This window comes from Streptomyces acidicola, assembly GCF_009377235.1.
Lineage (GTDB): Bacteria > Actinomycetota > Actinomycetes > Streptomycetales > Streptomycetaceae > Streptomyces > Streptomyces acidicola.
Genome location: NZ_VMNX01000004.1, coordinates 1 through 26,157 on the forward strand (window position 1 = coordinate 1; position 26,157 = coordinate 26,157).

The 26,157-nt window shown below is 69.0% G+C and carries 24 protein-coding genes; 9 read left to right on the top strand and 15 right to left on the bottom strand.

Annotated features, from left to right (window positions below; genetic code table 11):
- The first annotated feature begins 367 nt into the window (after nucleotides 1–367).
- Nucleotides 368–2,053: an SWIM zinc finger family protein gene (locus tag FPZ41_RS02680; RefSeq protein ID WP_152858681.1), complete on the top strand. Its 1,686-nt coding sequence runs from the start codon at nucleotides 368–370 to the stop codon at nucleotides 2,051–2,053.
- A gap of 38 nt (nucleotides 2,054–2,091) precedes the next feature.
- On the opposite strand, the gene FPZ41_RS02685 is transcribed toward FPZ41_RS02680, so the two are convergent.
- Nucleotides 2,092–3,051, bottom strand: a complete 960-nt coding sequence (locus tag FPZ41_RS02685) for an alpha/beta hydrolase family protein (protein WP_152858684.1) — start codon at nucleotides 3,049–3,051, stop codon at nucleotides 2,092–2,094.
- A 170-nt stretch (nucleotides 3,052–3,221) separates the two neighbouring features.
- On the opposite strand from FPZ41_RS02685, the gene FPZ41_RS02690 reads away from it, so the two are divergent.
- Nucleotides 3,222–3,818 (top strand): TetR/AcrR family transcriptional regulator, encoded by a 597-nt coding sequence (locus FPZ41_RS02690; RefSeq protein ID WP_309505165.1) that lies wholly within the window; start codon nucleotides 3,222–3,224, stop codon nucleotides 3,816–3,818.
- A gap of 124 nt (nucleotides 3,819–3,942) precedes the next feature.
- On the opposite strand, the gene FPZ41_RS02695 is transcribed toward FPZ41_RS02690, so the two are convergent.
- The gene (locus FPZ41_RS02695; RefSeq protein ID WP_152858691.1) at nucleotides 3,943–4,491 is read right to left on the bottom strand and encodes a hypothetical protein; all 549 of its coding nucleotides are present in this window, start codon (nucleotides 4,489–4,491) and stop codon (nucleotides 3,943–3,945) included.
- A 229-nt stretch (nucleotides 4,492–4,720) separates the two neighbouring features.
- The gene (locus FPZ41_RS02700; RefSeq protein ID WP_152858694.1) at nucleotides 4,721–5,083 is read right to left on the bottom strand and encodes a winged helix-turn-helix transcriptional regulator; all 363 of its coding nucleotides are present in this window, start codon (nucleotides 5,081–5,083) and stop codon (nucleotides 4,721–4,723) included.
- A 116-nt stretch (nucleotides 5,084–5,199) separates the two neighbouring features.
- Here FPZ41_RS02700 and FPZ41_RS02705 point away from each other — a divergent pair, with 116 nt between their 5' ends.
- Entirely contained in the window at nucleotides 5,200–6,087 is an 888-nt protein-coding gene (locus FPZ41_RS02705; RefSeq protein WP_152858697.1) for an NAD(P)-dependent oxidoreductase, read from the top strand.
- A 35-nt stretch (nucleotides 6,088–6,122) separates the two neighbouring features.
- Here the strand turns inward: FPZ41_RS02705 and FPZ41_RS02710 are convergent, their stop codons facing one another.
- Nucleotides 6,123–6,422, bottom strand: coding sequence for a hypothetical protein (locus tag FPZ41_RS02710; protein ID WP_152858700.1), 300 nt, complete (start codon nucleotides 6,420–6,422; stop codon nucleotides 6,123–6,125).
- Nucleotides 6,423–6,608: 186 nt separating this feature from the next.
- Here FPZ41_RS02710 and FPZ41_RS02715 point away from each other — a divergent pair, with 186 nt between their 5' ends.
- Nucleotides 6,609–7,916, top strand: coding sequence for an SGNH/GDSL hydrolase family protein (locus tag FPZ41_RS02715; protein WP_322619749.1), 1,308 nt, complete (start codon nucleotides 6,609–6,611; stop codon nucleotides 7,914–7,916).
- Nucleotides 7,917–7,974: 58 nt separating this feature from the next.
- Here FPZ41_RS02715 and FPZ41_RS02720 read toward each other — a convergent pair whose 3' ends face one another.
- The 5 genes from FPZ41_RS02720 to FPZ41_RS47825 all read right to left on the bottom strand — a co-directional run bounded on the left by FPZ41_RS02720 (nucleotide 7,975) and on the right by FPZ41_RS47825 (nucleotide 13,657).
- Nucleotides 7,975–8,442: a hypothetical protein gene (locus FPZ41_RS02720; RefSeq protein ID WP_152858703.1), complete on the bottom strand. Its 468-nt coding sequence runs from the start codon at nucleotides 8,440–8,442 to the stop codon at nucleotides 7,975–7,977.
- A gap of 382 nt (nucleotides 8,443–8,824) precedes the next feature.
- Nucleotides 8,825–10,159 (bottom strand): cytochrome P450, encoded by a 1,335-nt coding sequence (locus FPZ41_RS02725; protein ID WP_152858706.1) that lies wholly within the window; start codon nucleotides 10,157–10,159, stop codon nucleotides 8,825–8,827.
- Between the two features lie 277 nt (nucleotides 10,160–10,436).
- Entirely contained in the window at nucleotides 10,437–10,967 is a 531-nt protein-coding gene (locus tag FPZ41_RS02730) for a hypothetical protein (RefSeq protein WP_152858708.1), read from the bottom strand.
- Nucleotides 10,968–11,410: 443 nt separating this feature from the next.
- Nucleotides 11,411–12,979, bottom strand: coding sequence for a S53 family peptidase (locus FPZ41_RS02735; protein WP_194235962.1), 1,569 nt, complete (start codon nucleotides 12,977–12,979; stop codon nucleotides 11,411–11,413).
- A 321-nt stretch (nucleotides 12,980–13,300) separates the two neighbouring features.
- On the bottom strand, nucleotides 13,301–13,657 hold the full coding sequence (locus FPZ41_RS47825) for a hypothetical protein (protein WP_228022383.1): 357 nt from the start codon (nucleotides 13,655–13,657) through the stop codon (nucleotides 13,301–13,303).
- A 766-nt stretch (nucleotides 13,658–14,423) separates the two neighbouring features.
- Between FPZ41_RS47825 and FPZ41_RS02745 the strand changes: the two genes are divergently transcribed.
- The 3 genes from FPZ41_RS02745 to FPZ41_RS46835 all read left to right on the top strand — a co-directional run bounded on the left by FPZ41_RS02745 (nucleotide 14,424) and on the right by FPZ41_RS46835 (nucleotide 15,992).
- Nucleotides 14,424–15,035, top strand: a complete 612-nt coding sequence (locus FPZ41_RS02745) for an RNA polymerase sigma factor (protein WP_322619750.1) — start codon at nucleotides 14,424–14,426, stop codon at nucleotides 15,033–15,035.
- Complete coding sequence (locus FPZ41_RS02750) at nucleotides 15,032–15,703, top strand: hypothetical protein (protein ID WP_322619751.1); 672 nt, start codon at nucleotides 15,032–15,034, stop codon at nucleotides 15,701–15,703. The genes FPZ41_RS02745 and FPZ41_RS02750 overlap by 4 nt, the downstream gene beginning before the upstream one ends.
- Before the next feature lie 115 nt (nucleotides 15,704–15,818).
- Nucleotides 15,819–15,992, top strand: a complete 174-nt coding sequence (locus tag FPZ41_RS46835) for a hypothetical protein (RefSeq protein WP_194235963.1) — start codon at nucleotides 15,819–15,821, stop codon at nucleotides 15,990–15,992.
- A 207-nt stretch (nucleotides 15,993–16,199) separates the two neighbouring features.
- On the opposite strand, the gene FPZ41_RS02755 is transcribed toward FPZ41_RS46835, so the two are convergent.
- On the bottom strand, nucleotides 16,200–17,465 hold the full coding sequence (locus FPZ41_RS02755; protein WP_152858717.1) for an alginate lyase family protein: 1,266 nt from the start codon (nucleotides 17,463–17,465) through the stop codon (nucleotides 16,200–16,202).
- A gap of 365 nt (nucleotides 17,466–17,830) precedes the next feature.
- Nucleotides 17,831–21,754 (bottom strand): CHAT domain-containing protein, encoded by a 3,924-nt coding sequence (locus FPZ41_RS02760; RefSeq protein ID WP_152858720.1) that lies wholly within the window; start codon nucleotides 21,752–21,754, stop codon nucleotides 17,831–17,833.
- A gap of 98 nt (nucleotides 21,755–21,852) precedes the next feature.
- On the opposite strand from FPZ41_RS02760, the gene FPZ41_RS02765 reads away from it, so the two are divergent.
- Together FPZ41_RS02765 and FPZ41_RS02770 are read left to right on the top strand one after the other, a co-directional pair.
- The gene (locus tag FPZ41_RS02765; RefSeq protein ID WP_152858723.1) at nucleotides 21,853–22,230 is read left to right on the top strand and encodes a CATRA system-associated protein; all 378 of its coding nucleotides are present in this window, start codon (nucleotides 21,853–21,855) and stop codon (nucleotides 22,228–22,230) included.
- A complete protein-coding gene (locus FPZ41_RS02770) occupies nucleotides 22,220–23,725 on the top strand; it encodes a CATRA conflict system CASPASE/TPR repeat-associated protein (protein WP_152858726.1) in 1,506 nt (501 codons plus the stop codon). Before FPZ41_RS02765 ends, FPZ41_RS02770 begins: the two co-directional genes overlap by 11 nt.
- A 201-nt stretch (nucleotides 23,726–23,926) precedes the next feature.
- Here FPZ41_RS02770 and FPZ41_RS02775 read toward each other — a convergent pair whose 3' ends face one another.
- The 4 genes from FPZ41_RS02775 to FPZ41_RS02790 form a co-directional block, all read right to left on the bottom strand.
- Nucleotides 23,927–24,340: a (R)-mandelonitrile lyase gene (locus FPZ41_RS02775; RefSeq protein ID WP_152858729.1), complete on the bottom strand. Its 414-nt coding sequence runs from the start codon at nucleotides 24,338–24,340 to the stop codon at nucleotides 23,927–23,929.
- Between the two features lie 74 nt (nucleotides 24,341–24,414).
- Entirely contained in the window at nucleotides 24,415–24,594 is a 180-nt protein-coding gene (locus FPZ41_RS02780) for a hypothetical protein (protein WP_194235964.1), read from the bottom strand.
- Between the two features lie 73 nt (nucleotides 24,595–24,667).
- Complete coding sequence (locus FPZ41_RS02785) at nucleotides 24,668–24,991, bottom strand: carboxymuconolactone decarboxylase family protein (protein WP_152858732.1); 324 nt, start codon at nucleotides 24,989–24,991, stop codon at nucleotides 24,668–24,670.
- A gap of 515 nt (nucleotides 24,992–25,506) precedes the next feature.
- Nucleotides 25,507–25,965: a MarR family winged helix-turn-helix transcriptional regulator gene (locus FPZ41_RS02790; protein WP_152858734.1), complete on the bottom strand. Its 459-nt coding sequence runs from the start codon at nucleotides 25,963–25,965 to the stop codon at nucleotides 25,507–25,509.
- Between the last annotated feature and the right edge of the window lie 192 nt (nucleotides 25,966–26,157).

Sequence of the window (26,157 nt, forward strand, 5' to 3'; positions counted from 1 at the left end):
GGCGGGGCAGGTCGGGCCGGGGTCGCGCGGGCCGCCGGCGAGGCTGTGGACCGTACCAGAGGGCTCCGGAGCTGCACAGCTCCGTGCCACAGAGTGGCAACTAGTCCTATATGCAGCCCACTTCGGGCGATGGCCGCTGAGATGGCGTTCGGCCACCCGGACGGGGAGATCAGGACGACGGCGTTCGGGAGGCGGTCCTTGACGGCTTGGAGCACCCACCGTCAGGTACTACGCGGCCATGACGACGAGCCCCCGCTGCTGGCCACCGCCCATGCCGGCGCATGTATCGGCACTGCCGTCGGCACGTGGCTTCCCCTAAGCTGGCGGGCCATCAGGTGCACATCCAAGGCAGGGCGGAACAAGAGATATGCGCGGCCTCACCGAGGCGAACCTCAAGACGCTGGCCGGTGCCCGTTCCTTCGAGCGTGGGCGTGGATACGTCGACGCTGTCTCCGGGGTCGAGGTCGGTGACGGCTGGGTCACCGCGAGCGTTCACGGTACGGAACGGTACGAGGTGCAGCTGACGCTGGAGGGAGCCGGCGGGTTGTCCGGTGAGTGCGACTGCCCGTACGGCATGGAGGGCAACTTCTGCAAGCACCTGGTCGCCCTCGGGCTGACAATGCTCGCCCAACGGGAGAGTCTGCCGCGGCAGCGGAAGGCGGCCCGGGACCGTGCACAGGACCTCGATGGGTGGCTGTCCGCGCTGTCCAAGGACGAACTGCTCGCTCTGGTGCGGGAACAGATCGGCGAGGACCCGCAGTTGCGGCGCCGTATGGAACTGCGGGTCGCGAGCGCCCGAGGGGATCTCGCCACAGTCCGAGCCCGTATCCGTGATCTGCTCGACATCGGCGCCTTCGCACAGTACGGGTACGTCGAGTACGCCGATGCCCGCGCCTATGCCGATCAGGCAGGGCAGGCAATTTCCGCGATCCGCGGGCTCACCGGTTCCAGCCGTGCGGTGGACGCGATCACTCTGGCGCGTGAGGCGATGCGACTGCTGGCCGAGGCGGTCGAGAGCGTCGACGACTCCGACGGCCGGCTCGGCGAGGTCGGCGCTGACCTCGCCGCCGCGCACCTCGACGCGTGCCGCGAGGCGCACCCCGACCCGGAGGAACTGGCCCGCTGGCTGGTCGGCCACGCGCTCGGCGACATGGACGACGGCCTCACCGATCTTGATCCGCTCGACTACGAGGACATCCTCGGTGAAGAGGGAATGGCCGTTCTGCGGAGGCTGGCGGTCGAGGCATGGCAGGGCAACCGCCGCGGCTGGGCGGAGAAGTACCTGATGGAGCGTCTGGCCAAGGCGGGCGGTGATGTCGACGCGGTGATCGCCGTGCACGCGGCCGACCTCTCGCCGAACGGCCATACGCACCTGCTCATCGCCCGCGAGCTGGACACCGCCCGGCGCCCCGACGAGGCCCTGAGCTGGGCGGAACGCGGCATCGGGGAGGCCAGGGATGCCCGGGAGCTCTCCGCCGTCGACACCGCACTCATCGACTACCTGTGCGACCGCTACGCACAGGCGGCCCGGCACCCCGACGCCGTCGCCCTGCGCCGTGACCACTTCAGCGCCCGCCGCTCCCTGCTCACGTACCAGCAACTGCGCGCCGCCGCGCGTGCCGCAGACTGCTGGCCTGCCGAGCGCGAGGGCGCACTGACCCAGCTGCGGACCGACACAGGGCGGTGGCAACAGGGTCCGTACGGCAGGTCCGTCCTGGTGGACGCCCTGCTCGACGACGAGGACGTCGATGCCGCCTGGCAGGCCGCCACCGACACCGGCGCCCACGACCGGCAGTGGCTCGCCCTCGCCGACCAGGCCCGGGCCACCCGTCCCGCCGACGCGCTCGGCGTCTACCTGCGCCTGGCCGAGCCGCTGACCCGGGAGACCGGCAACACGGTCTACGAGCGGCTTGTCAGCCTGCTGCTGAGCATCCGGGACTGCCACCGCCGCCTGGGCACGCCGGACGATTTCACCGGGTATGTCACCGTCCTGCGCACCGCCCAGAAACGCAAGCGGAACCTGATGCGTCTGATGGACGAGCACAGTCTGTGAGCCACGAGACGGTGCTTTTGCAGCTTGAGGCTGGCGGCTTACTTGGACTCGACTCGTCCGAGCGGGTTGGGGTCGGCCGTCAGCGCGTCACGCGCCGCCTGCCAGGCGGAATCCCCGGGGTAGAGCTCGGAGCGGAGGTAGGCGCAGGTGAGCCGCTGAACTGTGGACACTCGTTCGGGGTTCTCGTCCGTGGTCTCGGCGACGTCGTATCCGGCGACTCCGCCGAGCCCGTGCTCCGCGTCGAACAGAGTGAGCAGTGATTTGGGGCCGGGGGAGAGGAAGTACGGGTCGGTGTGCCAGTCCGGGCCACGGACCGTCAGGTGGGCAGAGCTGTCCTTGTCGCCGGCGACCACGAGCGCGGGCGTTGTCATCGTGGAGAAGTCCGTGGTCAGGAAGAACGAATAGTTCTCGGCCACGAACTCGGTGACGGCATCACCGCCCCGGCCGGGCGCGGCAAGCAGTACACCCGCCTTGATGCGGGAGTCGGCCAGGTTCGCTTCCGTACCGTCGTCGGGATCGGTGAGCCGGGCGCCCAGTAGCAGGCTCGCGGTGTGCCCGCCCATCGAGTGCCCGGCCACGGCGACCCTGCTGGGGTCCAGGCGCCCGAGGAGTTGCGGGACGGCGGCCTCGATCTCGTCGAGCCGGTCGAGGATGTGCTGCATGTCCTCGGCCCGTGATCGCCAGTACAGAGGCGCCCCGGGGGTATCGGGATCCAGGCTCAGCGTCCTGGAGCTCAGATGGGTGGGCTGGATCACGACGAAGCCGTGCGCCGCCCAGAAGTTGGCGAGGGGAGCGTAGCCGTTCAGTGAGGAGAGGTGGTTCGAGTAGCCCTGGCCGTGCGAGAGGAGGATGACTGGCAGATCGTTCCCGGTCACGGGCGCGGAGACTCGTAGCTGCAGGTCCACGGCCCGGCCGGGAGTCGGCAGCACTACCGGACTGACCGAGAGGACGGGAGTGGGCGAGCTGGAGGGGTCGGCTGTGTAAGCCGGTTCAGTCATGGTGCGTGTCCTTTTCGAGGGCCTCTGCCTCTGCTGCCGGTCTCATTCGGCCGGCGGCGGGGGAGGCGGTCAGGAGCGTCCGGCTTCAGCTAAGCTGAACCGGAGCGTTGTTCCGATTAATATACGGAACAGTGTTCCGTTTCGTCAATGGCCGTCGGAAGGAGAGCACTGTGTCCCCTGAAAGCCAGTCCGGGGAGGTGCCGGCCCGAAGCAAGCGGGCCGACGCGGTGCGCAACCAGCAGACGCTGCTCGCCGCTGCCGCTGAGGTGTTCGTCACCTCCGGCGTCGACGCGCCGATCCGTGAGATCGCGGCCAGGGCGGGCGTCGGGATGGGGACGATCTACCGCCACTTCCCGACTCGGGCTGATCTCGTCGTCGCCGTCTACCGCCACCAGGTCGAGGCATGCGCCGAGGCCGGCCCGAACCTGCTGGACAGTGCCGGCTCCCCGCTCGCGGCACTCCGTCAGTGGGTCGACCTCTTCGTGGATTTCCTGGTCACGAAGCACGGACTCGCCAACGCGCTGCAATCGGACAGCAGCGGCTTCGAGGCGCTGCACGCCTACTTCCTCGACCGCCTGGTGCCCGTCTGTGAGCAGTTGCTCGACGCCGCGGTCGACGCCGGTGAAGTCAGGCCCGGTACGCACGCCTACGAACTGATGCGCGGTATCGGCAACCTCTGCATCGGACGTGACAGTGATCCCCGCTACGACCCCCGCCGATTGGTCGAACTGCTGCTTCAGGGACTACAGCGACCGCAGTCGTCCTGAGCCACGTACTGGACCCACCCTCGGGCCGTGCTGGCGAGCCCGGACGTTGGACCTTCCTGCCGTTTGGTCCTGGCGCTGGTCCGTCCTGCCGTTCGCTCCGTCCTGGCGTCGAGCGCCCGTGCCGTCAGTCGGAGACAACGTGGAGGATCGCCGTGCCGTCCTCGCCGGTCGTGGCCTGGATCACCACCGCGCCGGGCTGGGGGCTCGGGCGGGTGGCGTTCACCAGGCCACCGCAGGAATGGTCGCCCCCGTTGCTGCGGAGGACCGTGATGCACCCTTGCCCGGTTCCGGTCGCTCCACCCTTGGACTGGCTGTGGCCCGACCGCACCGTGTATTCGACCTTGTTCGCGCCGACCTCGGTCACGGACAGCGTCGCCGGACCGGCCGGGCCCTGGAAACGGATCGTCACCGGCTCGGATACCGCGATCTCGCAGTTGCCATCCGCGCAGGCGCCGACACCACGCCCGTCCGCCGCCGACACCGGTGGCTCCCCCGAAGAGGGCTGCCCGGAAGGGGACTTGGAGGTCCACCAATTGGGTGAGGACGCCTCGTCTCCCTCGTCCGGGCTGCAGCCGGTCATCGTCAGGGCGACCAGTGCCGCGACCACGATGCCCGTTCCCCACTGATACGAACGCTCTCCTCGCCGCCTGCGTGTCGATGTCGTCGTGGTCATGGTGCTTCCCTGCCATTCCGGCGTGCCTGGTTCGGTGTTCAGCGGCCAGTCTTCCCTCTTGCCAGCGGCGTCGGGCGCTGCGACAGCAGGAAGGACAGGGACGTACACCCAGGAGGGTGAACCGGCGGCGATACTGTCGTGAGTGAGGCAACGGCTCTCCGGGCAGATCGTGCCGGTCGCAGCCTCAGTCCTCAACAAATTGCTGTGAACAGCACGTTCCCAACAGACCCTAGCCCGCCCTCTCCTCCATGCCGTGAGCGATCGACCGCTCACGGCCCCAGGCGGCCAGTGGCTGGAGTGCGTCGTTGAGGCGCCTGCCGTCGTCGGTCAGCGAGTACTCGACGCGGGGCGGCACCTCGTCGTAGGAGACGCGGTGCACGATGCCGTCCGCCTCCAACTCGCGCAGGTGCGACGCCAGCACCTTCTCGGTGATCCCCGGAAGCAGCCGCCGCAGCTCGCCGAAACGGCGGAAAGGCTGCTCATGGAGCGCCCAGAGGATCAGCACCTTCCACTTGCCGCCGATGACCTCCATCGCCATGTCGATCCCGCAGACGTGTCCGTCCGGTGCGCCCGGCCGGTTCAGCGTTGCCATACCCCACCCTTCCGCATCCGTCGGCACCCTTCCGACGTGCTCGCTAACCCCAAGGTAACCACCCACTCCGAAGTACGTACTTGATCATCTCCGGGCCTGTGACCAGCCTGATCGGCATGACACAGAACACCGTTGAGAAGACCAGGACCTCCGTCACGATCCTCGGCCTCGGCGCGATGGGCACCGCGCTGGCCCGTACCTGGCTTGCCGCCGGCCACCCGCTCGCCGTCTGGAACCGCACCCCGGCCCGCGCCGCGGTGCTCGCCGCCGAAGGCGCCAGGGCCGCTGACAGCGCCGCCGAAGCCGTCGCAGCGAACAGCCTCGTCATCGCCTGCCTGCTGGACGACGCCTCGGTCGACGAGGCACTGGCCGGCACCGACCTGGCCGGCAGGGACCTGGTCAACCTGACCACCAGCACCCCTGCTCAGGCCCGCGCTCGCGCCGAGTGGGCCCGCGAGCGCGGCGCCCGCTACCTGGACGGCGGGATCATGGCGGTCCCCCCGATGATCGGCGTCCCTGAAGCCGGCGGTTACGTCTTCTACAGCGGCTCGCGGGAGCTGTTCGAGCGGCACCAGGAGACTCTGGGCGTTCCGGTCGGCACCAGGTACGTCGGCGAGGACGCGGGCTTTGCGGCCCTGTACGACGTGGCCCTGCTCAGCGCCATGTACGGGATGTTCGCCGGAGCCGCACATGCCTTCGCCCTGATCCGCAAGGAGGACATCGACCCCGCCTCGCTCGCTCCGCTGCTCGCCGACTGGCTCGTCGCGATGGCCCCGTCGGTTCACCAGACCGCCGGCCAACTGCGAAGCGGCGACTACACCAAGGGCGTCGTCTCCCATCTCGCGATGCAGGTGGCCGGTATGCCGACCTTCGTGAGCACCGCCGAGGGGCAGGGCGTGAGCCCGGAACTGCTCAGCCCCTACTTCGAGCTGATGCGCCGCCGCCTGTCCGAAGGCAGCGGCGAGGAGGGCCTGACGGGCGTGATCGACCTACTGGTGCACTGACCGATCGACCGCTTGAAGCACTGGGACGGTACCGCTCACCACGGTTCTTCGAACGTGCTGCCGAGGTGCTGGAGGAGGCCTTCGCGCTGCTCGGCCGTGGCCAGGACCATGACATCGTCGATGGACTTGGGGCGGAAATCGGGGCCGTGGTCGACGCAGCGGAAGGACCGGGGATCGTCGTCGGGGCTGAGTGCTTCGATGGCGGCCTGGGGCGCGCACATGTCGAGGTAGTCGTTCGACATCTGCTCTACGACGAAGGAGAGCTCTTTGCCGTTGCGTTCTATGTGAGAGCGCGGCCTCGGTCCTTCGAGTGCGAGCGATTGGTTTTTCGCCATGGCTTCATCCTGCCAGTCGGAGAACTGTCCCAAGGCGGCATCGTTGCCTCGTGAGCGGTGCCGGAACCGGCCATGGCGACGGTCGAGAGCATACGTTCGGGCACCTTGCGCCGACCAAAGCTGACATGCTCACACCTGGTCCCTGGTTTCCGAGTCCCGTCCCGCACACGGAAGGAACGACGGCCCGTGTTCGCACGCATGCCCCGCCGCACTCCAGGCACTCTGCTCGCCCTCACCGCCGCCCTGCTCACCGGACTGCTCGCTCTGTTGGCCACGCACCCCTCGACCGCCGCGCCGCCGGGCTCGGACGGGGCCTGGACCGGCACCTGGGCGTCCGGGGTGAGCGGAGTTCCGGCCAGTATCGACACCGTCTTCACGGACCAGACCGTCCGCCAGATCGTGCACACCAGTGTCCCCGGACACAGGGTCCGGGTCCGACTGACCAACGAGTACGGCACGAAGCCTCTGGTCGTCGGCGAGGCACGCCTCGCGCTCGGCGCCGACGGACCGACGGGCACCGAGATCGTGCCGGACAGCGATCGCGTCCTGCGCTTCGGCGGCCGCCCGTCCGTCACCCTCGCACCGGGCGAGCGGCGCTGGAGCGACCCGGTCGCCCTGCGCACCCCAGCCGCCGCGGACCTGGTCGTCAGCTTCCACCTCCCGCACCGGACGCGCGCCACGACCGTCCACTCCAGTGCCTTCGAGCGGACGTACGTCGCCGCGGGCAACGTCACGGGCAAGCCGAGCGTGGAGCCGACCACGACCACGGCGAGTTGGTACTTCCTGTCCGGGGTGAGCGTGACCGGCGGCGCCGCACGCTCCTCCCTGGTCGCCTTCGGGGACTCGATCACCGACGGAGCCGTCACGGAGACCGGCGCCAACCACCGCTGGCCGGACCTGCTGGCCGAGCGCCTTCGCCAGGACCCCGCACTGGCCCGGATCGGCGTCCTGAACACCGGCATCGGGGGCAACCGCCTGCTGCGCGACCCGAACCCGCCCACGGGCAATCCGGCCGAGACGTTCGCCGCGTACTTCGGCGAGGCCGGTCTCAAGCGCTTCGACCGCGACGTCACCTCCCAGCCGGGCGCCCGCTACGCGATCGTCCTGATCGGCGTCAACGACCTCGGCCACCCTGGGAACATCGCCCCCGCCGATGAGGAAGTCACGGCCGCGGACCTCATCGCCGGGTACCGGAAGCTCATCCAGCGCGCCCACGATCACGGGCTGAAGATCTTCGGCGCCACGATCCTGCCCTTCGAGGGCGACACCCTGAACTTCTACACGCCCGGGCGGGAGGCGGCCCGGCAGACCGTGAACCAGTGGATCCGCACCAGCGGCGCCTATGACGGTGTCGTCGACTTCGACGCCGCGGTACGCGACCCCGAGCACCCCGGCCGACTGCTTCCGGCGTACGACAGCGGCGACCACCTCCACCCGAACGACGCAGGCATGGCCGCGATGGCCCGGGCGGTACCGCTGCACCTGTTCCGCTGATCGCTCCCAGTGCGGCGGTGGTGATGGGCGCCTCGGGGTGAGCTGCGTGGCGGGTGGCTCAGGCGGCGTACACCCTGCCCTGCTTCACGACGAAGTCTGTCGGCTGTGAGCAGCCGAGGGACGGTGTGAGCAGCAGGCTCACGGTGAGCGGGGCGGGCTCGGTGCCGGCGGTCGAGAACTGGCAGACGGCACCGGTGCCCGTGAGCGGATACCAGAACCAGCCGTTCACGTCGCCCACGGTCACGCGGTCCGACTCCTTCCAGGCGCCACCCGCCCGTGTGTAGACCTGGAGGAGCACAGAGGCGGCGTACTCGTCCTCCGTCGAACGCTGCGCGGTCAGGGTGATCTTGTAGTCGGTTCCGAGGACAGAAGAGGCGATCTGTCGTGTCTGCTGCGCGTCCGCGTCCGCGTCCGCGTTCGTGTTCGCGTTCGAGGCGCCGGCACCGGTGCCTCCGAGGACAGCTGCCATCAGGACGGTGAGCGCTGCGGCCGCGCCGCGGCGGGCGTGTGTGCGAGGCAAGCTCATGTGATCCCCCGTTGGAGCGAGTTGGGATGGAAGGTCGGATTGTTCCCTTCGGTGGTGAAGACGGGCGGCATGGCCCAGGGGTTGTACGGCTACCGGTCGGCTGCTGCCTCGCAGGGAGGTGAGGTGGCGCGGGAGCCGGGTGCGCAAGTGGCGGGCTCGGCGGGGAAGCGCCACCGGAAGCGGACACCGTTGCAGTCGTCGGCGAGGTGACGATCGGATTCGGGGCCGAACAGGATCAGCAGGCCCCAAGGGCGTTGAGGTCCCATCAGGCTCCGGGCACGGAAACATCCGCGGCTTGGCCGTTTGCTCGATCCCCGGCCCTGCACGATGTCCTGGGGTATGCGCCGCCGGCGTCCCCGTGCCGTGCCTGGCACGGCCCGTTTCAGGTGCGTGGCGGTTCCAGGGTTGCGGGGGTGGGGCCGTCGGGGCGGACGGTGATGCCGTACAGCGTCTTCGTGGGGGTGGAGTGGAAGGCCACCGTGTGCACCGGAAGCAGGTGTTCGAGAAGGACGGTCGATTCACGGAGCGCGAATTGCAGACCGAGGCAGGCGCGGGGACCGAGGCCGAAGGGGTAGTAGGCGCCTGGGTGGGTGGGTCGGCTGTCCGGGGTGATGAAGCGACGCGGGTCGAAGTGCTCGGGGTCTGGCCACAGTTCGGGATCGCGATGCGTGAGGTACGGGCTGATCAGGATGTCGGTGCCCGCCTCGACCGCGTAGCCGCCGGCGAGGATGTCGTCCTCGGTGGCGTGGCGGGGCAGGATCCAGGCGGACGGGTAGAGCCGGAGCGTCTCGTGGACCAGGGCCTGGATCGCCTGGCGGCGTTGTGCCGAGCCTTCACCACCGGCGGTGAGAGCGTGTTCGCGGGCGGCCGGGTGCCGGTCGAGGAGTAGATAGAGCCAGGTCAGGGTGGTGGCGGTGGTCTCGTGCCCGGCCACGAGCAGAGTGACCAGCTCATCACGGATCAACCGGTCGGTGTACTCGGGGCGTTCGTTGGCGGCGTCGATCAGGACGTGCAGCAGGTCGGGGCCGTCGGGGCCGACCGCCCCGCTGCGGGCGGCCTCGATGGCGTGCCGGGCGATCGCATCGATCCGGGCGAGATCGGCGGCGACGGCGTCGTGGGCGTCGGTGACATCAGCGGGCAGAGTGGGAAGGGCCGCCGCCACCGTTGCCACGGCGCCCACTTCGCGCTCGGTTTCGTCGTCGAGAGGGTGCCCGGTCAGGGCGCGCCAGATGGCGTCCAGGGCGAAGCTGCGCATCTCCTGCCCGACATCGAGGGTCTGCCCGGTACGGGCGTACTCGCCCCAGCGCCCGGCGGCGGTCCGGGCAGCCTCGGTGATCCGCTGTTCGTAGCGGCGCATTCCCGTACCGGTGAACTGGGCCTGCAACAGGCGGCGTTGCCGTTTCCACGCCGCACCGCCGGCAGCGAGGACACCGTCGCCGATCAGTAGACGGGCACGGTGGGAACGCTTGACATACCGCTCCGGGTGACGGGCGAGTACATGTTGGACCGCCTGCGGCTCGGTGACGAGAACAGTGGGGGCCGGCCCGAGACGGAACGAGACGACGACGCCGAACCGCTCGCGCACCTGGGACAGCAACTCGACCAGTTCGCCTCCCTGTGAACGCCACCGCTCCACGAGCCCCGGCTCGGCTTCGGGGACCGGCCGCTCTGTTCCGGGAACGTCACGAAAGGAGTCGGGAGTGGCTTCGGGGTTCATGCTCTTCTCCTGGTCAACCGCTGGGCTCGGCCGTAACGGAGCGCTGGCACCACGGACTGAGCGCTGGCACCACGGACTGTACGGGAGTAGCCACATCTGGTGACAGTCTGCCTCTGGGCGGTCGCAGTCCGGGCGTGCCTGGATTCCGCAGCCCCTGAGCCACGCGGCCGGACCCTGGAAGAACAACGGCCATGAGCGTCGCGGGCGGTGAACAGCGGCGGCGGGAGGGGACCGGGGCGGGTCCCGTGGGCCGTGCCGCCGCTGTCACCAGGTGGGCTCAGCAGCGCTTGTTGGAGTGGCCCGAGACGGGTGCGGGGTCGCCGGCGGCCCGTACGGAGCCCGTCGCGGCCGTGCACTCGGTGACTGTGCTGGTGCCGTTGGACCAGAACTCCTGGGCGGTGGTGTTGGTCCAGGAGCGCTTCCCCAGGATCTCGTCCCGCGAGTAGCTGTAGACGGCGGCGGTGACGTCGTAGTCTCCGGCGATGTCGCGGAAGCTCTGCCAGACCCAGACGTAGCCGTAGTTCTCGGCGCAGGACGGCGAGTAGAACTGCTTGACGGAAGCGATGGTTTTGCCGCTGCGGGTGACGTAGCCGGTGGTGCCGATCTGGTAGGCGTCCGTGCACACCCCGGCGGCCTGCGCCCGCGTGCTTGCCGGGTTCCCGGCCGGGGACGGCGCGGTGGACGTGGCCGCTTTGGTGGCGGGTGAGCCAGGAGCGGGCGCGGGGCCGGTTCCGGCGGAGGCGATTCCGGCCGGGATGAGCGCGAAGGCGCAGCTCAAGGCTACGGCGGCGGTCTTCAGGTAACGCATGGTGAGATCCCCCTGGTGTGGTGTTGGCCAAGGCGCAACGTCCGTGGCGGGAAACACGCAAATACGTCGTGCGTGGTCGGCGCAGGTCCAAGTTGCGCGAAGCGGCGGTTTCCGGATGACCGGGAATGCTTCGGACATATGGTGAGACCTGCGGGGCGGCCGAAGGGTTGTACACGATGACGTGCGCCCGCTCCTCGCAACGGTGCACGACGCCGCGACCCTCAGGGTGACCGAGGGGTCCGTCTGGGACTGAGGGAGCCCGGCGGCGGTGTCGTGCGGGCCCTCGTCGCCACCAGGCCACTGCCACACGCCGCCACCGCCACACGCCGCCGCTACAAGTGGCGCGCCGACGAACACCAATCTCACCCCATGACGGCCCATCAGCTCCCGACACTCGGGAACAGGCTCCTGACCAGCGCTGACAGCCAACTTCAACTGGAGTACTAGGAGTTCTGCAGTGCCTTCAGCAGGGCTACGCCGTCGGGTACGCCCCAGCCGGTGACGGCGTCGTACCCGGCTGTCACCGGGTAGCCCATCGCCGGCGGATGGGAGCGGTTGTCATGGCCGGTCGCGATGTCGCGACAGGCGGCCCGCGCGAGAGGACGGCCGTTGGAGCCGCTCCGGTAGAGCAGCGGCGTGAGGAATCGCTGCTGCTTGCTCGCCGGCAGCGAGGCGTTGACGCGGGCGATCATGGAAGCCCACACTGGGGCGGCTGCGCTGGTGCCGCCGTTGGGGGCGGGTTTGCCCAGCAGCGTCAGGTCGTACCCGGGTGGGCCGGCGAGTGCCGCCACGTCCGGCACGACCCGCCCCTTGATGCCGTCCGGGTTCAGAGAGTCCACCTGGATCTGCTGTTGCCACTCAGGGCGTTGGACCAGGGCGCTGACGCCTCCTCCACTCGCGCCGGTGCCGCCGACCGTGTTGGTCCGGTGACCGGGCGCCTGCCACCAGGCCACCTCCTGGCCGGACGTGTCGATCATCGTGCCGCCGACACCCAGTACGAACGCGCTGACGCTGGGGAAGTCGGCATGCGCCCGCCCGTCCGCCAGCCCGTCCCCGCATCCGTCGTCGCCGGAGGCGACACAGACCGTGATGCCGAGCTTCGCCAAACCTTCGAGGCGCTTGTCGATCTCGGCTGGGCCGATCTGTGCCCAGTCGGGATCGTCCTCCGGGAAACCCCAGCTGACGGAGAGGCACACCGGCCTGTCGGCGATGACCTGGTCGAGCAGATCGATCCACCCCTTCTGGCTGAACGGGGCGAAGTAGACCGAGATCTGGGCCTCCGGGCAGAGACCGGCGATAATCTGCACATCCATCATCACTTCGGGCAGACCCTCTGCCGCGTCCCGCATCTGCTGGGCCGGCAACTGCCGGAGGGCCTGAAGGCTTCGCGGCGGGTTGTAGCCCAGAGGCACCACGGTGACCTGGGGCGTCGGCAGGTTGTGCCCGGTGCAGAAGGCCTGCAGATCGTCGTCGAAGTAGCCGCCGGGAAACTCGGCGATGCCGATCTTCTGCCCCTCCCCGTGGCCGGCCGGGAAGTTGTACTGCTTTTCGAGATCGTCCGGTGTGAACGTTCCCATGAAGCCCGAGCCCTTGGTGACGGCGCGCCGGGCCACCCGCCGCTGATCCAGCCCGAAGACACCGGTCACGATTCCGTCGAGTTCGGCCGGGATCTTCAGCTCGCCCTCGCGGCCGCGGAACTCGCCCTGCTCGGCACTGCGGTAGATGCCGAGGTCCGCGTGGAAGGCGGCATTCATGGCGGACACCGAGCCGCTCGCCTCGATGCTGCCGGGCTGCAGCCTGACGTCGTCGACGGTGAGGCCGTACCGCTCGAGTACCGTCTTCGTCTTCTCGGCGTCCTCGCGCCGCTCGTTCGGGACCCCCTCGGTGGCCACCTTCCCGCGCAGGGAGACGGTCACTTTCACTGGCGCCTCAGGGTCCGCGTCCCTCACCCGGGTCGCGTCGGCCTTGGCCGGGCGGGCGCTCCCCACCAGCACCCTGTGCTGTTCACTCATCGTCATCTCCTCGGTGCTGACAGGTCTCGAGCAAGCCGACGGTGGGGTGCCTGTACCGCACTCGGCAGCCGCGCTCGCATCGCGCTTCGATCCGGACTGGCTCAGCGGAGACCGTTGTCTCCGGCGGAACCAGCAGGGGCACACCATCCGTATCCGGACGACGCCGGAATCACATGCCGGGAGCGGCACCGGCCACCTGGATAGGGGCATCGCTTGCTCGGGATGGAGTACGCGGGATGGAGTACGGGCCGGGGGTCGTTCCGCCAGAGGAGTACGGCGCCGTCAGCCCCCGGGAACCAGTGGGGTCATGCATGGAAGGCGTCAGAAGCCATCTACGCCCAGTTCGGTGATGCCTGCGTAGAGCCAGCTCCACACCATGCCGCCGGGCGTGTTCGGGTCGAGGAGGCCCGGGGCCAGTTCGTCGATCTCATCAAGGAACACCCGCGACACTGCCTCCTGGTCCTCCTCCACCGGATAGGGGTGCCAGCAGGCGTTGCTGTAGCGGTAGATGGCCTCAAGGACGCGAGTGAAGACATCGAGGTCCGGCGCGAGCGGCACCAGCACCTGGTTGGCCGGACCGTCCAGCCGGCTCCAGATGTGCACGGACCCGTCGTGACGGTGCAGATACAGCTCGCCATAGTCGCACACGGCGAAGGCGATCAGGTCCTCGGCGGTCACACTGGGCCATGAACCAGTTGGCCGGCCGCCACCACGCCCACACGGTTCGCCACGGCATCCCCGGTTCGGCCGTCGCGATCCGCTCGGCGTACTCCTCATGGCCGGTTGCCTTGGCCGCGAAGTGCAGCCAGGAGGCGAACTCGGCCGGCGTCACATCCGCGCCGCCGAAGATCGCTTCGGCTTGCAGGAAGACCTCGTGCCCCACACTCTCCGCGCCGTTCGCAGCGGCGATGTGATCCCGCACCGCCGCGCGATCAGCGGTCAACAGCCGTGCAGGGTTGGCCAGTCGTCCAGATCCTCAATCACACGGTCATCCTGTCACCGGCCGCCCACTGGCCTTGAACACGGCCACAATTCCAGGTATTGGCAGGGCCGAGATGTAGCTGACTAGGCGGATTGGCGTGCTGGGGGGCGCGTGGCATGGCAGGCGCGCTGGTATGTGGTGGAAGTGCGCCGGAGGTACAGGGGGTGTGACGCAGAACACGGCGGGATTGTGGAGAGTTGTTCGCCACGTCCCTCGGCCGGATTACGCCTGGCCAGAGGGATACGGAGGGTCACTAGCAGCGCTTGTTGAACATTGCACAGTGCTGTCGGCTGGGGACGCTCGGTGATTTTTCTGGGGGAGGGATGAGTGATCGGCCTCGTGAATCACTTAGGTAGTGGGCAGACCCAACGGGCCATCGGCGCATGCGAGTTGGTGCCGGTTCCCTGCTGACCCTCAATGGAGAGGATCTCTGCCCATGTCCCCTGTCGACGGGAGGCTGGCGTGAGCCACGACGACGCCCTGGAGGGCGACCCGCCTTCGGAGTACGGCCTGGGGCTGTCCCAGTCGATGTTCGTGCCGCTGGATCTGCCGCTGGACTTCGAGGCCTTCTACCTCGGCCACCAGACGGCCTTCCACGCGTACGCGGAGGTCCACTTCGGCACCCGCGCGGCCGCGGAAGAGGTCATACACGAGGTCTTCCTGGAGATCCACGCCGGCTGGACGGAGCTGCTGAGCGCGGGCAACCTCGAACAGGGCGCGTGGGCGATCGTGCGGCGGGCCGTGCACGACCGCCTGGAGCTGGAGGGGCGGGCACCGGCGTTCGTCATCAACGGCCCCATCGCCCAAGCCCTGGCCGCCACCCGGGACAAGCTGCAGAAGATGGAGTCCACCAGCGGCTTGTACGAGGCAATAGCGGAGCTGCCGAACCGCCAGTTCGAGGTGATCGTGCTGCGCTACCTGCTGGGCTACCCCACCACCAAGGTCGCCTGGTTCGTGGGCATCGACGAGCGCACCGTCGGCCACCATCTGCGGCGCGGCAAGGAACGTCTGCGGATCAAGCTGGGTCTGCCCGACGACCGAAAGAAGCCGAAGAAGAAGGGAGAAGGAACGTGACTGCCACCATCGAGGCCCTGCTGGCCGACGCGCAGATTCCCGTCTCCGCCCCGCGGCGCTTCGACGTCGCCGCCGCGCTGCGCCGTCTTGCCGCGGACGCATCCCGCCGTACGCCCACCGTGGAGATCGCCCGCGCGGCGCAGGCCGGGCAACGCCTGGGCGTGGTGTGCCGGTGGGTGCTGAACGAGCCCGACGCCGCCGAACACGTCGACAGGATCGCCGAAGGGCCGGACCGCGGGCCGCTGACCGGGGAGGAAATGGATGTCGAGGGGGCCCTGGTCTTCGCCTGCCTGCTGTATCTGACCGGGCATCCGGAGTCCGCGCAGTTCTGGTGGCAGCTCGCCGCAGGCGCGGGCAGCCGCGCCGCCGCCTACTGCCTGCACCTGTACCACCTCTCCATGGGCGAGTCGCGGCGGGCGTGGCACTGGTTCCACCAGCTCACCCACTCCATGGCCGACACCGCCCCGCCGGACGCCGCGTTCATCGAGGGCCTGGAGCTCTTCGCCCGGTACGTACGTACCAACGGCTCCCGTGCGATAGCCCCGACCGGCCTGCTGGAGTGCGAGGTCGACCGGCTCGCCGCGCGCACACCGGGCTCTTCCGTGATAGTTGCCCGGCCCGACCGCCAACTGGTCGCTCGTCTACAGGAGTTCGGCGCAGGCCGCTGAGACGGCATCCACCACACGCAGTGACGGAGAGGAGAGCCGTGTCCAGCCACCGGTTCCGAGGCCATGAGCCGGACAGGGCTCCCCATCACGACGCCATCAGAAGGAGACGTCCTCCATGCACCCTAGCCGTCGACCATCGCGGAGGGGCCCGAACCGCCTCGCCGACTGCCGCACGAAGAGCGCCCGCCGTAGGAGCGCGGCGCTCAACCAGATCCTGCACGGCGCCTGCTACGCCATCGGCACCGGCCTGATCGGACTCGCTTTCCTGTGGGCCGAACGCCTCTGGTGACCGGGAGCCAACCTCCGGGGCTTGGCCCTTTCCGTTCCCGGCGTCGGGCGGCCGCGGGAGTCGGGTGCGACGGTGCTGATCTTGATCGCGGGTTGTCCCTCCGGAACGCCGGTACGCCGGTACTCCGACATGCCGGTCGCGCGGTGACACCCGGAGAGCGTCGCCGCACGACCGACATACCGGTTCACCCGTCATCGTCGCGATCGCTCACCCCGCGATCGAGTCCAACTGCTCAGCCGCGGGCCTCAGAGCCCAGAGGTCACCGCCGGGCGGCGGCTCCAATCGGGCCACGACTGCCCGCGCTTCGGGGTTTCCGGCGTCCGCCGCCGCGTGCACCACGTCGGTGGCCGCGTACCGGCGGAACTCCAGGTCCGGATGCGGCCAGGGCGCCGCCCCGGAGGCGGCGGGCAGCAGGTAGTCGACCGCCTTGAACAGGCTCTGCCCGTCGGGCCCTTCGTACGACCACAGGTCCACGCCCACGTGCCGTCCGACGGCGGCCAAGCGTACGTACGCCACCAGGGCGAAGGTCGAGTAGTGCCAGCTCCGTGTCCGGGTGAGTTCCTGCGGCTGGCCTCCGTCCGGGGCGATCTGCGCGTCGATACGTTTGGCGCGGGCGTCGAGGACGATCCGGCGCGTCAGCGCCTTGTCGCCGGTCGCATGCGCGAGGGCGGCGAGTTGCATGTCGTAGAAGGTGCCGTGGTTGTTCTTCGCGGCGCCTTCCTCCTTGCCGAAGGCGCTGTACGCCAGCCAGTCGCGGAAGTCGACGTTCCACGCGTGCATCGCTGAACGGTCCTGACGGGTCCAGCCCGGTGCCCCCGTGTTGAGGATCGCGATCGCGTCGAGGACGCTGGTGAAGGACTGCGAGAAGTCGATGATGCCGATTGCCCGGCCGTCGTACTTGCAGGGGATGAACTGGGCGTGGTTCAGGTTGGGGTTCATCCGGGTGGCCGGGTCGAGGAACCAGGTGCGCAGCACCGATGCGGCCTTCTCCGCGTACTTCCGTTCCCCGGTGTAGTACCAGGCGAGGGAGAGGTCGTACGTGGAGTCGAAGACCTTCTCCACGTCCTGACGGTCGGTTCCGGTGTCGACCTCCGGGTTGCGCTCGCCGTCGCGCTGGACGTACGGGCAGCCCCAGGGGTTGTCGGTGGTCGCGGGCTGCGAGGGCCACCAGTACGGGGCCTGGCTGAGGTAGTCGTGGACGTCACCACTGGGCGCGGGCCGCGGCTTGTCGACGACGGTCCAGGGGCCCTTGTCGAGCCAGGTGTCGGCGCGCGTGGTCAACTGCTGGAGCGTACGTCGTAGTCGGTGATCGCCGCGGTCGAGCCGGAGCTTCGTCTGCTGGAGCCGCACGCCGTCGAGGACCGTCGTCTTGGGGACCCTCGGCGCCGGGTGGGCCGAGGCGGTGGGGAGGAGGACCGCCGTGAAGGTGGCCACCGCCACCAGCAGCGCGACCAATCGAGGTCTTGCACTCATCAAGCTCTCCAATCATCTATGTGAACGGAGTTCATGAGAAAGACCGCGTGAGCGTAGGGGCAGCTGATTGCCGTTGCAATGCATCTGGCAGAAGTTCATGGATGCGTTGGTTGGTTACGTAGGTGGTAAACCGGCGCACGGAGGCACTCAGTAGCGCCCATCGAGGCCGCGCACGAGTGGGACTTTCGGGCTTCCCCGTCAGGAAGGCAGCGATCGTCCTCTTTGGGTGAGAGACCGGCCGGACGGGCTGTGAAGCGACGAGAACTTCGCCGAACGGCACCCAGCCTTCCGCCCGCCCGGTTTGCCACCGTCTGTGTGCTGCTACATCGCAGTCGTACCGCCCGGGCCGCCGGCCCGCGCGCTGGTCAGGGACCGGTGTGAAGGTATGGCGCCCACAGAGTGGGAGCCTCGGGGCGGGCGTCTCGGAGCCTGCGGACCGCCTGGCGGAGGGCAGAGGCCGCGTGGAGTGTTTCATCGGTGGTGCGCGGAGTTGCTTGGAGTGCTCGATAGAAGTCCCTTGCGACCTGGGGAGCCCGCAGATCGCTGATGGACCACTGTGTCGCGATCACATGCCGGAAGCCGGCGATGTGGAGCCCGCCGGCCAGGTGGGCGAACTCGTCCGCCAGGCGGGCGACTCCGCTGGCTGTTTCGCATGCGGAGAGGAAGGCGAGTTCCGCCGTGGTCAGTCGGAGTGCGGTCACCTCACGCAAACTGATCACGTGGTCCGTGCAGTGCAATGCGGCACCGACGAGGGAGTACTGCGATCCGTGACCGGCGAAGTGCAGCCAGCTGTGGGAAAGCAACTGTTGCAGGACGGTGTCACGAGTCGCCTCAGGACCGAGGACGGCTGTCATCGTGGGGAACTCCTCGCGCAGGGAGCCGATTTCCGATACAGCGTGACGCAGCTCGGTCATTCCTGGAGCGCTGGGCACGGCGACGCCCAACAGTTCAGTCGTGACGGAGGTTGGGCGACTGTCGGCCTCCAAGAGTGCGCGAAGCGTGGGCGCGTAGGAGCAGATGGCGCGGTCGAGCAGGTTGCTGTTCGGGGTAGGGGACGGCGTGTCCGGCTCGTCGTCCGGTGCGGCGTAGAGACCTGCGGCGTGCAGGGGGAGCAGAGTCAGGGCGCCGGTGGGGCACCACCACAGGCGAGGTTCCTGGCCCTCCGCCGGCTGGGCAGGCAGGTCCAGCTTGGTCAGGACCGGGGCTGTGATGTCGTTCCAGAGCCAGGCGAGAATGGACCGGAGGATGTTATTCCGCTCTTGTGGGGCCGTCGTCTCGGGCCCACGCAACGTGGTGATCAGCTCTCGCGCCCGGCCGTTGACCACAGGGCGGGAGATCCGCTCCAAGCGGACGAGGAGAGGGGACTCTTCCGCGTCGGCGGTCACCAGCAGGGCGTCGCAGCGGTAACGGGCGATGTTGACGATGACGACCGGACCGTTGCGCGCCGCTTCACGGAGGCGGGCAAAGGGGCGCGGACGGAGAAAGTCCGGCACCAGGGTCCTGGCCCGCTCCAGGAGGCGGTCCCATTCGGCCGCCGCTTCCCGACGACGCTGGGACTCCACTGCCGCCTGGCCCGCCGAGACGTCACGCACCTCTCCACCGGCTCCGGCGGCGCCCACTGAGTCGAGTCGGCGCCGGACTCCGTCGACGGCCCGTGCCAGGTCATCGTCCAGGGCTCGGAGTTCGTCCAGGTCCGTACGAGCATCGAAAGCCTGCGCCAGCAGGACACCACGTCCCTGTTCCAGGAGCTCCACGGCCCGTGCGAGGTCCCCACGCTCGATGGCGACAGCGGCGGCGTCCGATGCGAGGCCGTTGGCCATGGACAGAAAGTGCTCGCGGTCTTCGCGTTCCAGACCGTGCCAGGCCGCCTGGGGCAGCAGCTCGATGGCGTACTCGTAGCCCCGCTGCGCCTCCTCCCACCGCTCGTCCGCCGAGGCCACCTCGCCCCAACTCCGTGCCGCACGGAGTCGTACGCTCAGCTGGCCCGTGGGGAGCTGGGCGGCTTCCCGGAAGGCGTCGATCGTCTCGGTGACGCGCCGCGCGTCGTGGAGGACATCCCCGAGGATCACCAGACACCTGGCACGGCTCTCGTGATCGGCAGGGCATCGTGCGACGGAGACACGGCCCACGCGTACGGCCTCGTCGAGATCGCTGTCCTGACCCGTGTGCTGGTACCTCTGATGCAGCATCCCGCTGAGGTTGGAGAGGAACTTCGCCTGGTCGGGGTGGTCGTCGGAGGCCTCGTCGATGGCTTCGCGGATGGCCCGGATCGCGGCTTCCAGATCGTCATGGTTCTGCGATTCCGAGAAGTGGGCACGGATGACGATCGCGAGATTGCACAGGTTCATCGGTCGCCGATGCGACCGTCGCGGTGTCGCTTCGACCGCGAGCCGCGCTGTTTCGACGGCCTTGTCGAGATCATCGCGCTGCCCGTGGCGGCGGTAGGAGGTTCCCAGGGCGAGGCTGAGGTTCGCGAGGTACCGATCCTGGTGCGGGTCACCGGCCCGCACGGTTCGTACGGCCTCCGCGCAGACGTCGATCGAGGCCGTCAGGTCCGCCGCGTCCCCGGTGTGTTCGAAGCGGGTTCTCAGCGAGTTGCCGAGTCCGCTGAGGTGCATTGCCCGTTGCGTGGCGGAGAGCCCGCCGGATCGCGTCGCCGCGCGTTTGGTGTCGATGGCCGCGTGCAGATCGTCGAGCGCGCCGCCATGCTCGTAGCGCGCCTGGAGGGCGCTGCCCAGGTTGTTCAGCGCGATGGCCCTGTCACGTCGGCCCAGCCCGGTGCCCCGCGCGCTTTCGCGTGCGAAGTCGACCGCGGCTGTGAAGTCGGCCCCGGCTCCGGTGTGCTGGGCACGAACCCGCAGTACGCCACCGACCGCGTTGACGACCAGCGGGCGGTACGGCGCGCTCGCGGGGGTGTCCCGCTCCGCCCGCAGAGCCGCCGCCACCGCGGCTTCCAGGTCGGCGGCGTCAGTGCGGTCCTCGAAGCGGCAGCGCAGGATCTCGCTGAGGGCCGACCGCAGGAGGGAGATCGCGTCGCTGCCCTCGGCGGAGAGGGAGATGCCTCGCCGTACGACGTCCGCCGCCTCGTCCAGGTCCCTTGCTTCCGCGATGTGTTCGTCGTAGAGCGTGTAAAGGGCCATCCCCTGAGCGAGCAGCATCCTGGCGAGGGCCGGTGACGAGTCCGGCAGGCCGCGGGCTGCGAGACACAACAGGTCCACGGCGGTGCGGAGGTCGCGGGCGTCGTTCGTCCGATGGTGGCGGAGCATGAGGCAGATGGCGAGGTCCTCGTGCGTGGAGTTGTGGCGGTCGTGCTGGGGGTACTCCGCGAGAAAGCTCTCGTAGCAGGCGACCGCCTCGTCGAGGTTCGCCTGATCGTCGGTGAGTTCACCGCGTCGGCGCAATCCACCGGCGAGGCGGAGGAGATGGTCGGCGCGCTCCGGGTCGTTCGGGTCGCCCTGTTCCATGGCGTGCCGCGCGGACTCGATCAGGTCATCGAGGTCGGCGCTGACCACAGCGCTCTCCTCCTCCACCGACTGGACCCTGAGCCACAGCCCCTTGGCCAACCCTCCCCAGGCCACGGCGCGTAACGGAGCGCCCGGCTGGGACAATGCGACGGCGCTGCGGGCCATGTCGATCGACTCGTCGAGAAGGGTGATGGCGTGCGTTTCCCGGTACGTCTCCCGCAGGAGCTCCCCGAGGTGAAAGCGGGTGAGGGCACCGCTCGGATGGCCCGGGGGCGTGTCCGCCACGGCTTCGCGCGTGACGTCGAGGGCTTCCCGGAGATGCGCGGGGGCGCCGGTACGTTCGTGCCTGTGCATGAGCATCTGGGAGAGGTTGTTACGGCGGAGGGGGCGGCGTTCGTGCCCTGGGGGAGTGGCGGCAATGCTGCGGCGCCCCGCGGCGATACCCGCTTCCAGGTCGGGCAGCCGGTGGCTTGTCCGGAAGCGCTCCCAGTGAGCCAGCGCGAGATTGGACAGCTGCTCGTCAAGGAACTTGTCGCCGAACGCCTCGGTCTCCCTCACCGCGGTCGCGCTCACCTCGACCGCCTGGTCGAGCGCGGCGTGGTCTCCGGTCAGCTGAAACCATCCACGCAGAGCCCGGCCCAGCTCCGTGAGGCAGACCGGCCGGAAGGGGGAGGCGGGTGGAAGTGCCTCGACGAGGACGGACCACAGCCGTAAGGAGGTGCGCAGGGCGTCGGGGTCGCCCAGTCCCTGCCATTTCTCAAAGCTCGCCACCGCCTCCTCGACCATCTGCTGTGCCGTCGCCCGGTCGCCCTGCGGGTGTGCCATGAACAGCCCCTGTCACCGGTACTCAAGTGCACGGTCTGGCGTAATTTCCCTATGATTGCACGCGGTTCACGGCAACCGGAGACGTGAGGAGTGCCCACGTGAGCGACTGGTCGGACGCCCTGCGAGACGCACGTTTCCTGCTGGGCACGCTGTCCGGGACAGCCCTCGCGGAACCCGCGGTCTGGACGCGGCTGGAGGTGACGCTCGCGGATCTGGAGAGTGCTCTGGACGACGGGGATGCAGACCGACTCCGGCTCGCCCTGTACACGCTGGAGGATTCGCTCGCGGGTGACAGGATGCGGATGCTCGGCGGGCCGGACACCCGGACGCCGCCTCCGCCCCCGCTGGCAGACCGGCTCGACCGGCTGGTCCACCAGATCCGAGTACCCGGGGCGAGGAATGAAGGTGCCTCCGCCCCACCCGGCTCGAACGCCCCCGCCGATTCGACCGGCTCCGCGGACGACGATGCGACGTAACCGCTTCGAAGGCCAAGCCCTGATCGTCCACACCTTCGCATCCCTGGCCCGTGTCGCCGAGGATGAAGAGAATGGCATCAACTCCGTTGGGCAGATGTGGTCACGGATGTGCGACCGGCTCGGCATGCGTGACCCGGTACCCCACTACGGCTCCGCCGACCTGCCCGCACTGGCGCCCCTCGCCCAGTCGCTTCCCGCCAACGGGCGCCGACTGCTCGCGGCCCGCCAGTGCACGGGGTCGCGTCCGGCGCAGGCTTTCGCCTACGTACGCCATGACGTCATCGGCATCACGGTGGTGCTGTTCCCCACCCCCGACGTCTCCTGGAGCGATCTGCGCTCCCGTTGGGAGGCCGCAGCGCCGCCCCTTCCCGAACAGACCGTCCTCGGCACCGCCTACATCTACCGAGCGCTCGACGGTCGGCGCGCCGGGCACGGCACCGGCGGTCTGAGCCGGCTCCTTGCCTCTGTACCCTCACCGGCCGCATCGCTGGACGGGACATGGCGACGGACCTCCGACAACTACCTGATCCTGTACTCCGACCCTCCCGGGCAGGCTCCATTCGTGTGGGAGGCAGTCGCGGTGGGGCCTGCCGCGCGGGAGGACGCCTTCGACGCCTGGACCTGGCACGTTCACCGCACCGGGGCTTCGGCTCCGTTCACCCGCTATCTGGAGGGTGCGGCACGCCTGCACCACCAGGCCTCGGTACACCGTGCACACCAACACAGCTTCCATGCCCTGTGTCAGCGCCTGTCAGTTGCCTCTCAGCGATTGGCGGAACTGTGCGGCGAAGTGCTGGCCAACGAGGCGGGACCGGACGACCTGCTCATGGCTGAGGCCGCCATCAGCGCGCTGTACGTGGGCGACCAAGGGCTCAACCAGGCGCTGCGGGACCTCCGCGAAATGCGGCACTCGGTACGGATCACAGTCGACACGATGGCCGAGCTTCTCCCACCCGATCCTGTCAACGACACCGGCGGCGAACGAGAGTTGGGCCGCGGCCTCATCGCCCTCCTCGACGACGACATCTCCCACGCGGAATCGGTCAAGCAGGAAGCAGACGAAATCACCCGCACCGCGGCAGTGATAGTGCAGCAGCGTCTGCACCTCCATCAGCAGCGTACGACCGTCATCCAGGGCGCGGTGCTCGGCTCCCTGCTCATGGCGCTTGCCGCCGTTCAGACCCTGGACTACCGTCTGCCGCTGCCCGGTTCCCTGCACGCGCCGCTGATCACCTGGCTCTCTGTACTGGCCCTGTTGCTGCCTGTGCAATTGCTCCGCTGGCGACGTGCGGACGGTGGGAATCGCCGGCCGACTTGGTTCGATCAACTGTCTCTGCTCAGCGTGGGTGCGGCGACAGGCTGGCTGGGCGCATCGGTGGGGGCCCATCTCCTGGCCGACGCATCGGCCACGCCCGCGGTGAGTGGTAGCTGCGCCGTGCTCCTGGGGCTTGCCGCACTACTGGCGGACTGGCTACGCACATCGCGCGGCGCATGAGGCTGGGGTGAGAAGCCGTCTGCGGCGGCCACCGCCGGATCGCCCACGTCGCGGGCAACCACGCAGCCGTCGTCGACATCCGCAGCCGGCCTACGAGACGATCATGCGCGAGCACGGCCATGAGGACGACATCCTCGTCGAGACCTGCGACACCACCGAGGACGGGCCCCCTTCGGTCGGGGAGCCGTTGCGCTGTCGTGGTCAGTCGTCGGTGGTGGCGAGGGCGGTGCTGTACTGCTCGTCGGTGACCGGCTCCAGCCAGGTGGTGCCGTCGCCGGTGCCGTCACCGACCACGAGGGCGATGTGGGCCATGAGGTTGGTGTCGGTGGCGCCGTGCCAGTGCTCTTCTCCCGCCGGGCACTTGACGATCTCACCGGCGCTGACCCGGATGGCCTTGCCGTCGCGGGTGCCGACCAGGCCGACGCCGTCGGTGATGTACAGAACCTGACCCAGGGCGTGGGAGTGCCAGTTGGTGCGGGCGCCCGGTGTGAAGCGCACCAGACCGGCGGCCAGGCGCGACGGCTCTGCGGGGGCCTCGATCATGTTGAGGTAGACATTGCCGGTGAAGCGCTCGGCCGGGGCCTTGAGGGTGGGGGTGTCGGTGATGTGTTCCATGGCTCTTTTCCTTGAACGGGCTGGATGACGGTGGGTCGGCGGACGTGGACCGGCGGAGGACGGCGGGACCGGCGTCAGGAGGCGTTCGCGTGGGCGAGGTTCGTGCCCAGCTCGCGTGAGGCATCAACCTGTGCGAGGAGTTGCCTGGCCTTGGCCTCGACGGCTTCGAGGCAGTCGTCGCCGGCGACGAACCGCTGCGGCGGCTGCTCCAGGCCGGCGACTCCGGCGCCGGTGACGAAGAAGACCTTGCGCATGAGGGGTATCGCGCTCCATGAGGTACTGGGGGGAGGTACTGGGGGAGATCCGTGAGGTAAATGGGAGATGGGTTCAGGCTGCGGTGCGCTCGTCGGTGATCTTCTTGAGCTGGTTGATCGCGCTCATCGCGTTGGGCCAGCCCGCGTAGAAGGCCAGGTGCGTGATCGCCTCGGACAGCTCCTCGACACTCAGGCCGTTGTCCAGGGCCACCCCCAGGTGGTAGCCGAGCTGCTCGCTGCGATACAGGGCGGACAGCACGCTCACCGTGACCAGGCTGCGGTCCCGCGGGGACAGCCCGGGGCGCTCCCAGACATCGGAGAAGAGGACGTTGTTGGTGACCTCGACCAGCTTCGGCGCGATCTCGGCAAGCTCCTGGGGTGCGGATTGCTGCGGCATGGGAACTCCTCGATCAAAACGGTACGAACCGGTAAGACCCACTGTGTGGCCAAGCCGGGCTTGCGGCAGCCGCCGCTGCCTCGAATCCGGTGACACCCGACGGCCTCAACTACTGCCACTGTCGAGGAAACCGCAGGTCAACAAGGTGGAGAAGGGTCTGCCGTTACAGGTACTGACAGACCCCCCCCGCACGCACATGCACCAGGCCGCCCAGCCCGGGATGCGTGATCACTGAGCGGACACTTCGCCGGAGCCTCCGGGAAAGTCCTCGGCGTCGTCGCGAACGCACTATGGCAATGGCCGCCAAGGAGCGGTGCACCCGTCCCGGCGCCGCGGTGCACCGTCCGCGAGCTCGTAGCCTCCTCGCGGAGCCTCGTTCTCGGTCCGCAGATCCTCGGCTGTCGGCCAGGGCGCCCACCGTTTTCTTCCTCCGCGTGCTCGTCTGCCCGGTGCGGAGGGCTGCGACAGCGTGACGGCGGCATACCTCATGCCAACCCGCCTGGCGGGCCGCGGTGTCACGCCAGGGGCGTTTGGCGTCCGACCGCCTGGTTGAGCTTGTCCTCGATCCGGTCCAGTACGCGGATCATGTTGTCCTGTTCCTCTGCGGCCAGGCCGGCGGCGACGCTGTTCTCGAGTTCCGCCCACACAAGCTCGACTTCTTTGCGCAGGGCGAGGCTGGCGATGGTCGGTTCGATGATGGTGGCGCGCTTGTCGGTCTCGCTGGGACGGCGGCGGACGAAGCCGGCGTTCTCCAGCCGCTTGACCGTACGGGTCATGGTGGCGGCGTCCGAGCCGAGCAGACGCACGAGGTCCGTCTGCCGTTGTGGGCCGAGATCCCACAGCTGCATCATCACGAGCTCCTGGCCCGGATGCAGTCCCACGCGCCGCAGAAGTTGTGCGGCGAGCAGCCGGTGGAGGCGGGCCACGCGGAAGATGGCGTGGGTCATGGCCCCGGCCTGAACCGAGGGCGGCATCGGGGGGCACGCGAGGTCCGTAGGGGACTCGGCGGCCGATTCGACTCCCGAAGCCTTCGCCACGTGGCCTCACGCCCTTCCCGAGTCACTGCCTGAACAGGTGGATTCTACCGCCGACCCTCTTTCTGTTTTCGTTCGCGTTCACTAGGAACGACGAGTGCAGAAGTGACGCAGCTCACATTCGCTCGGGAA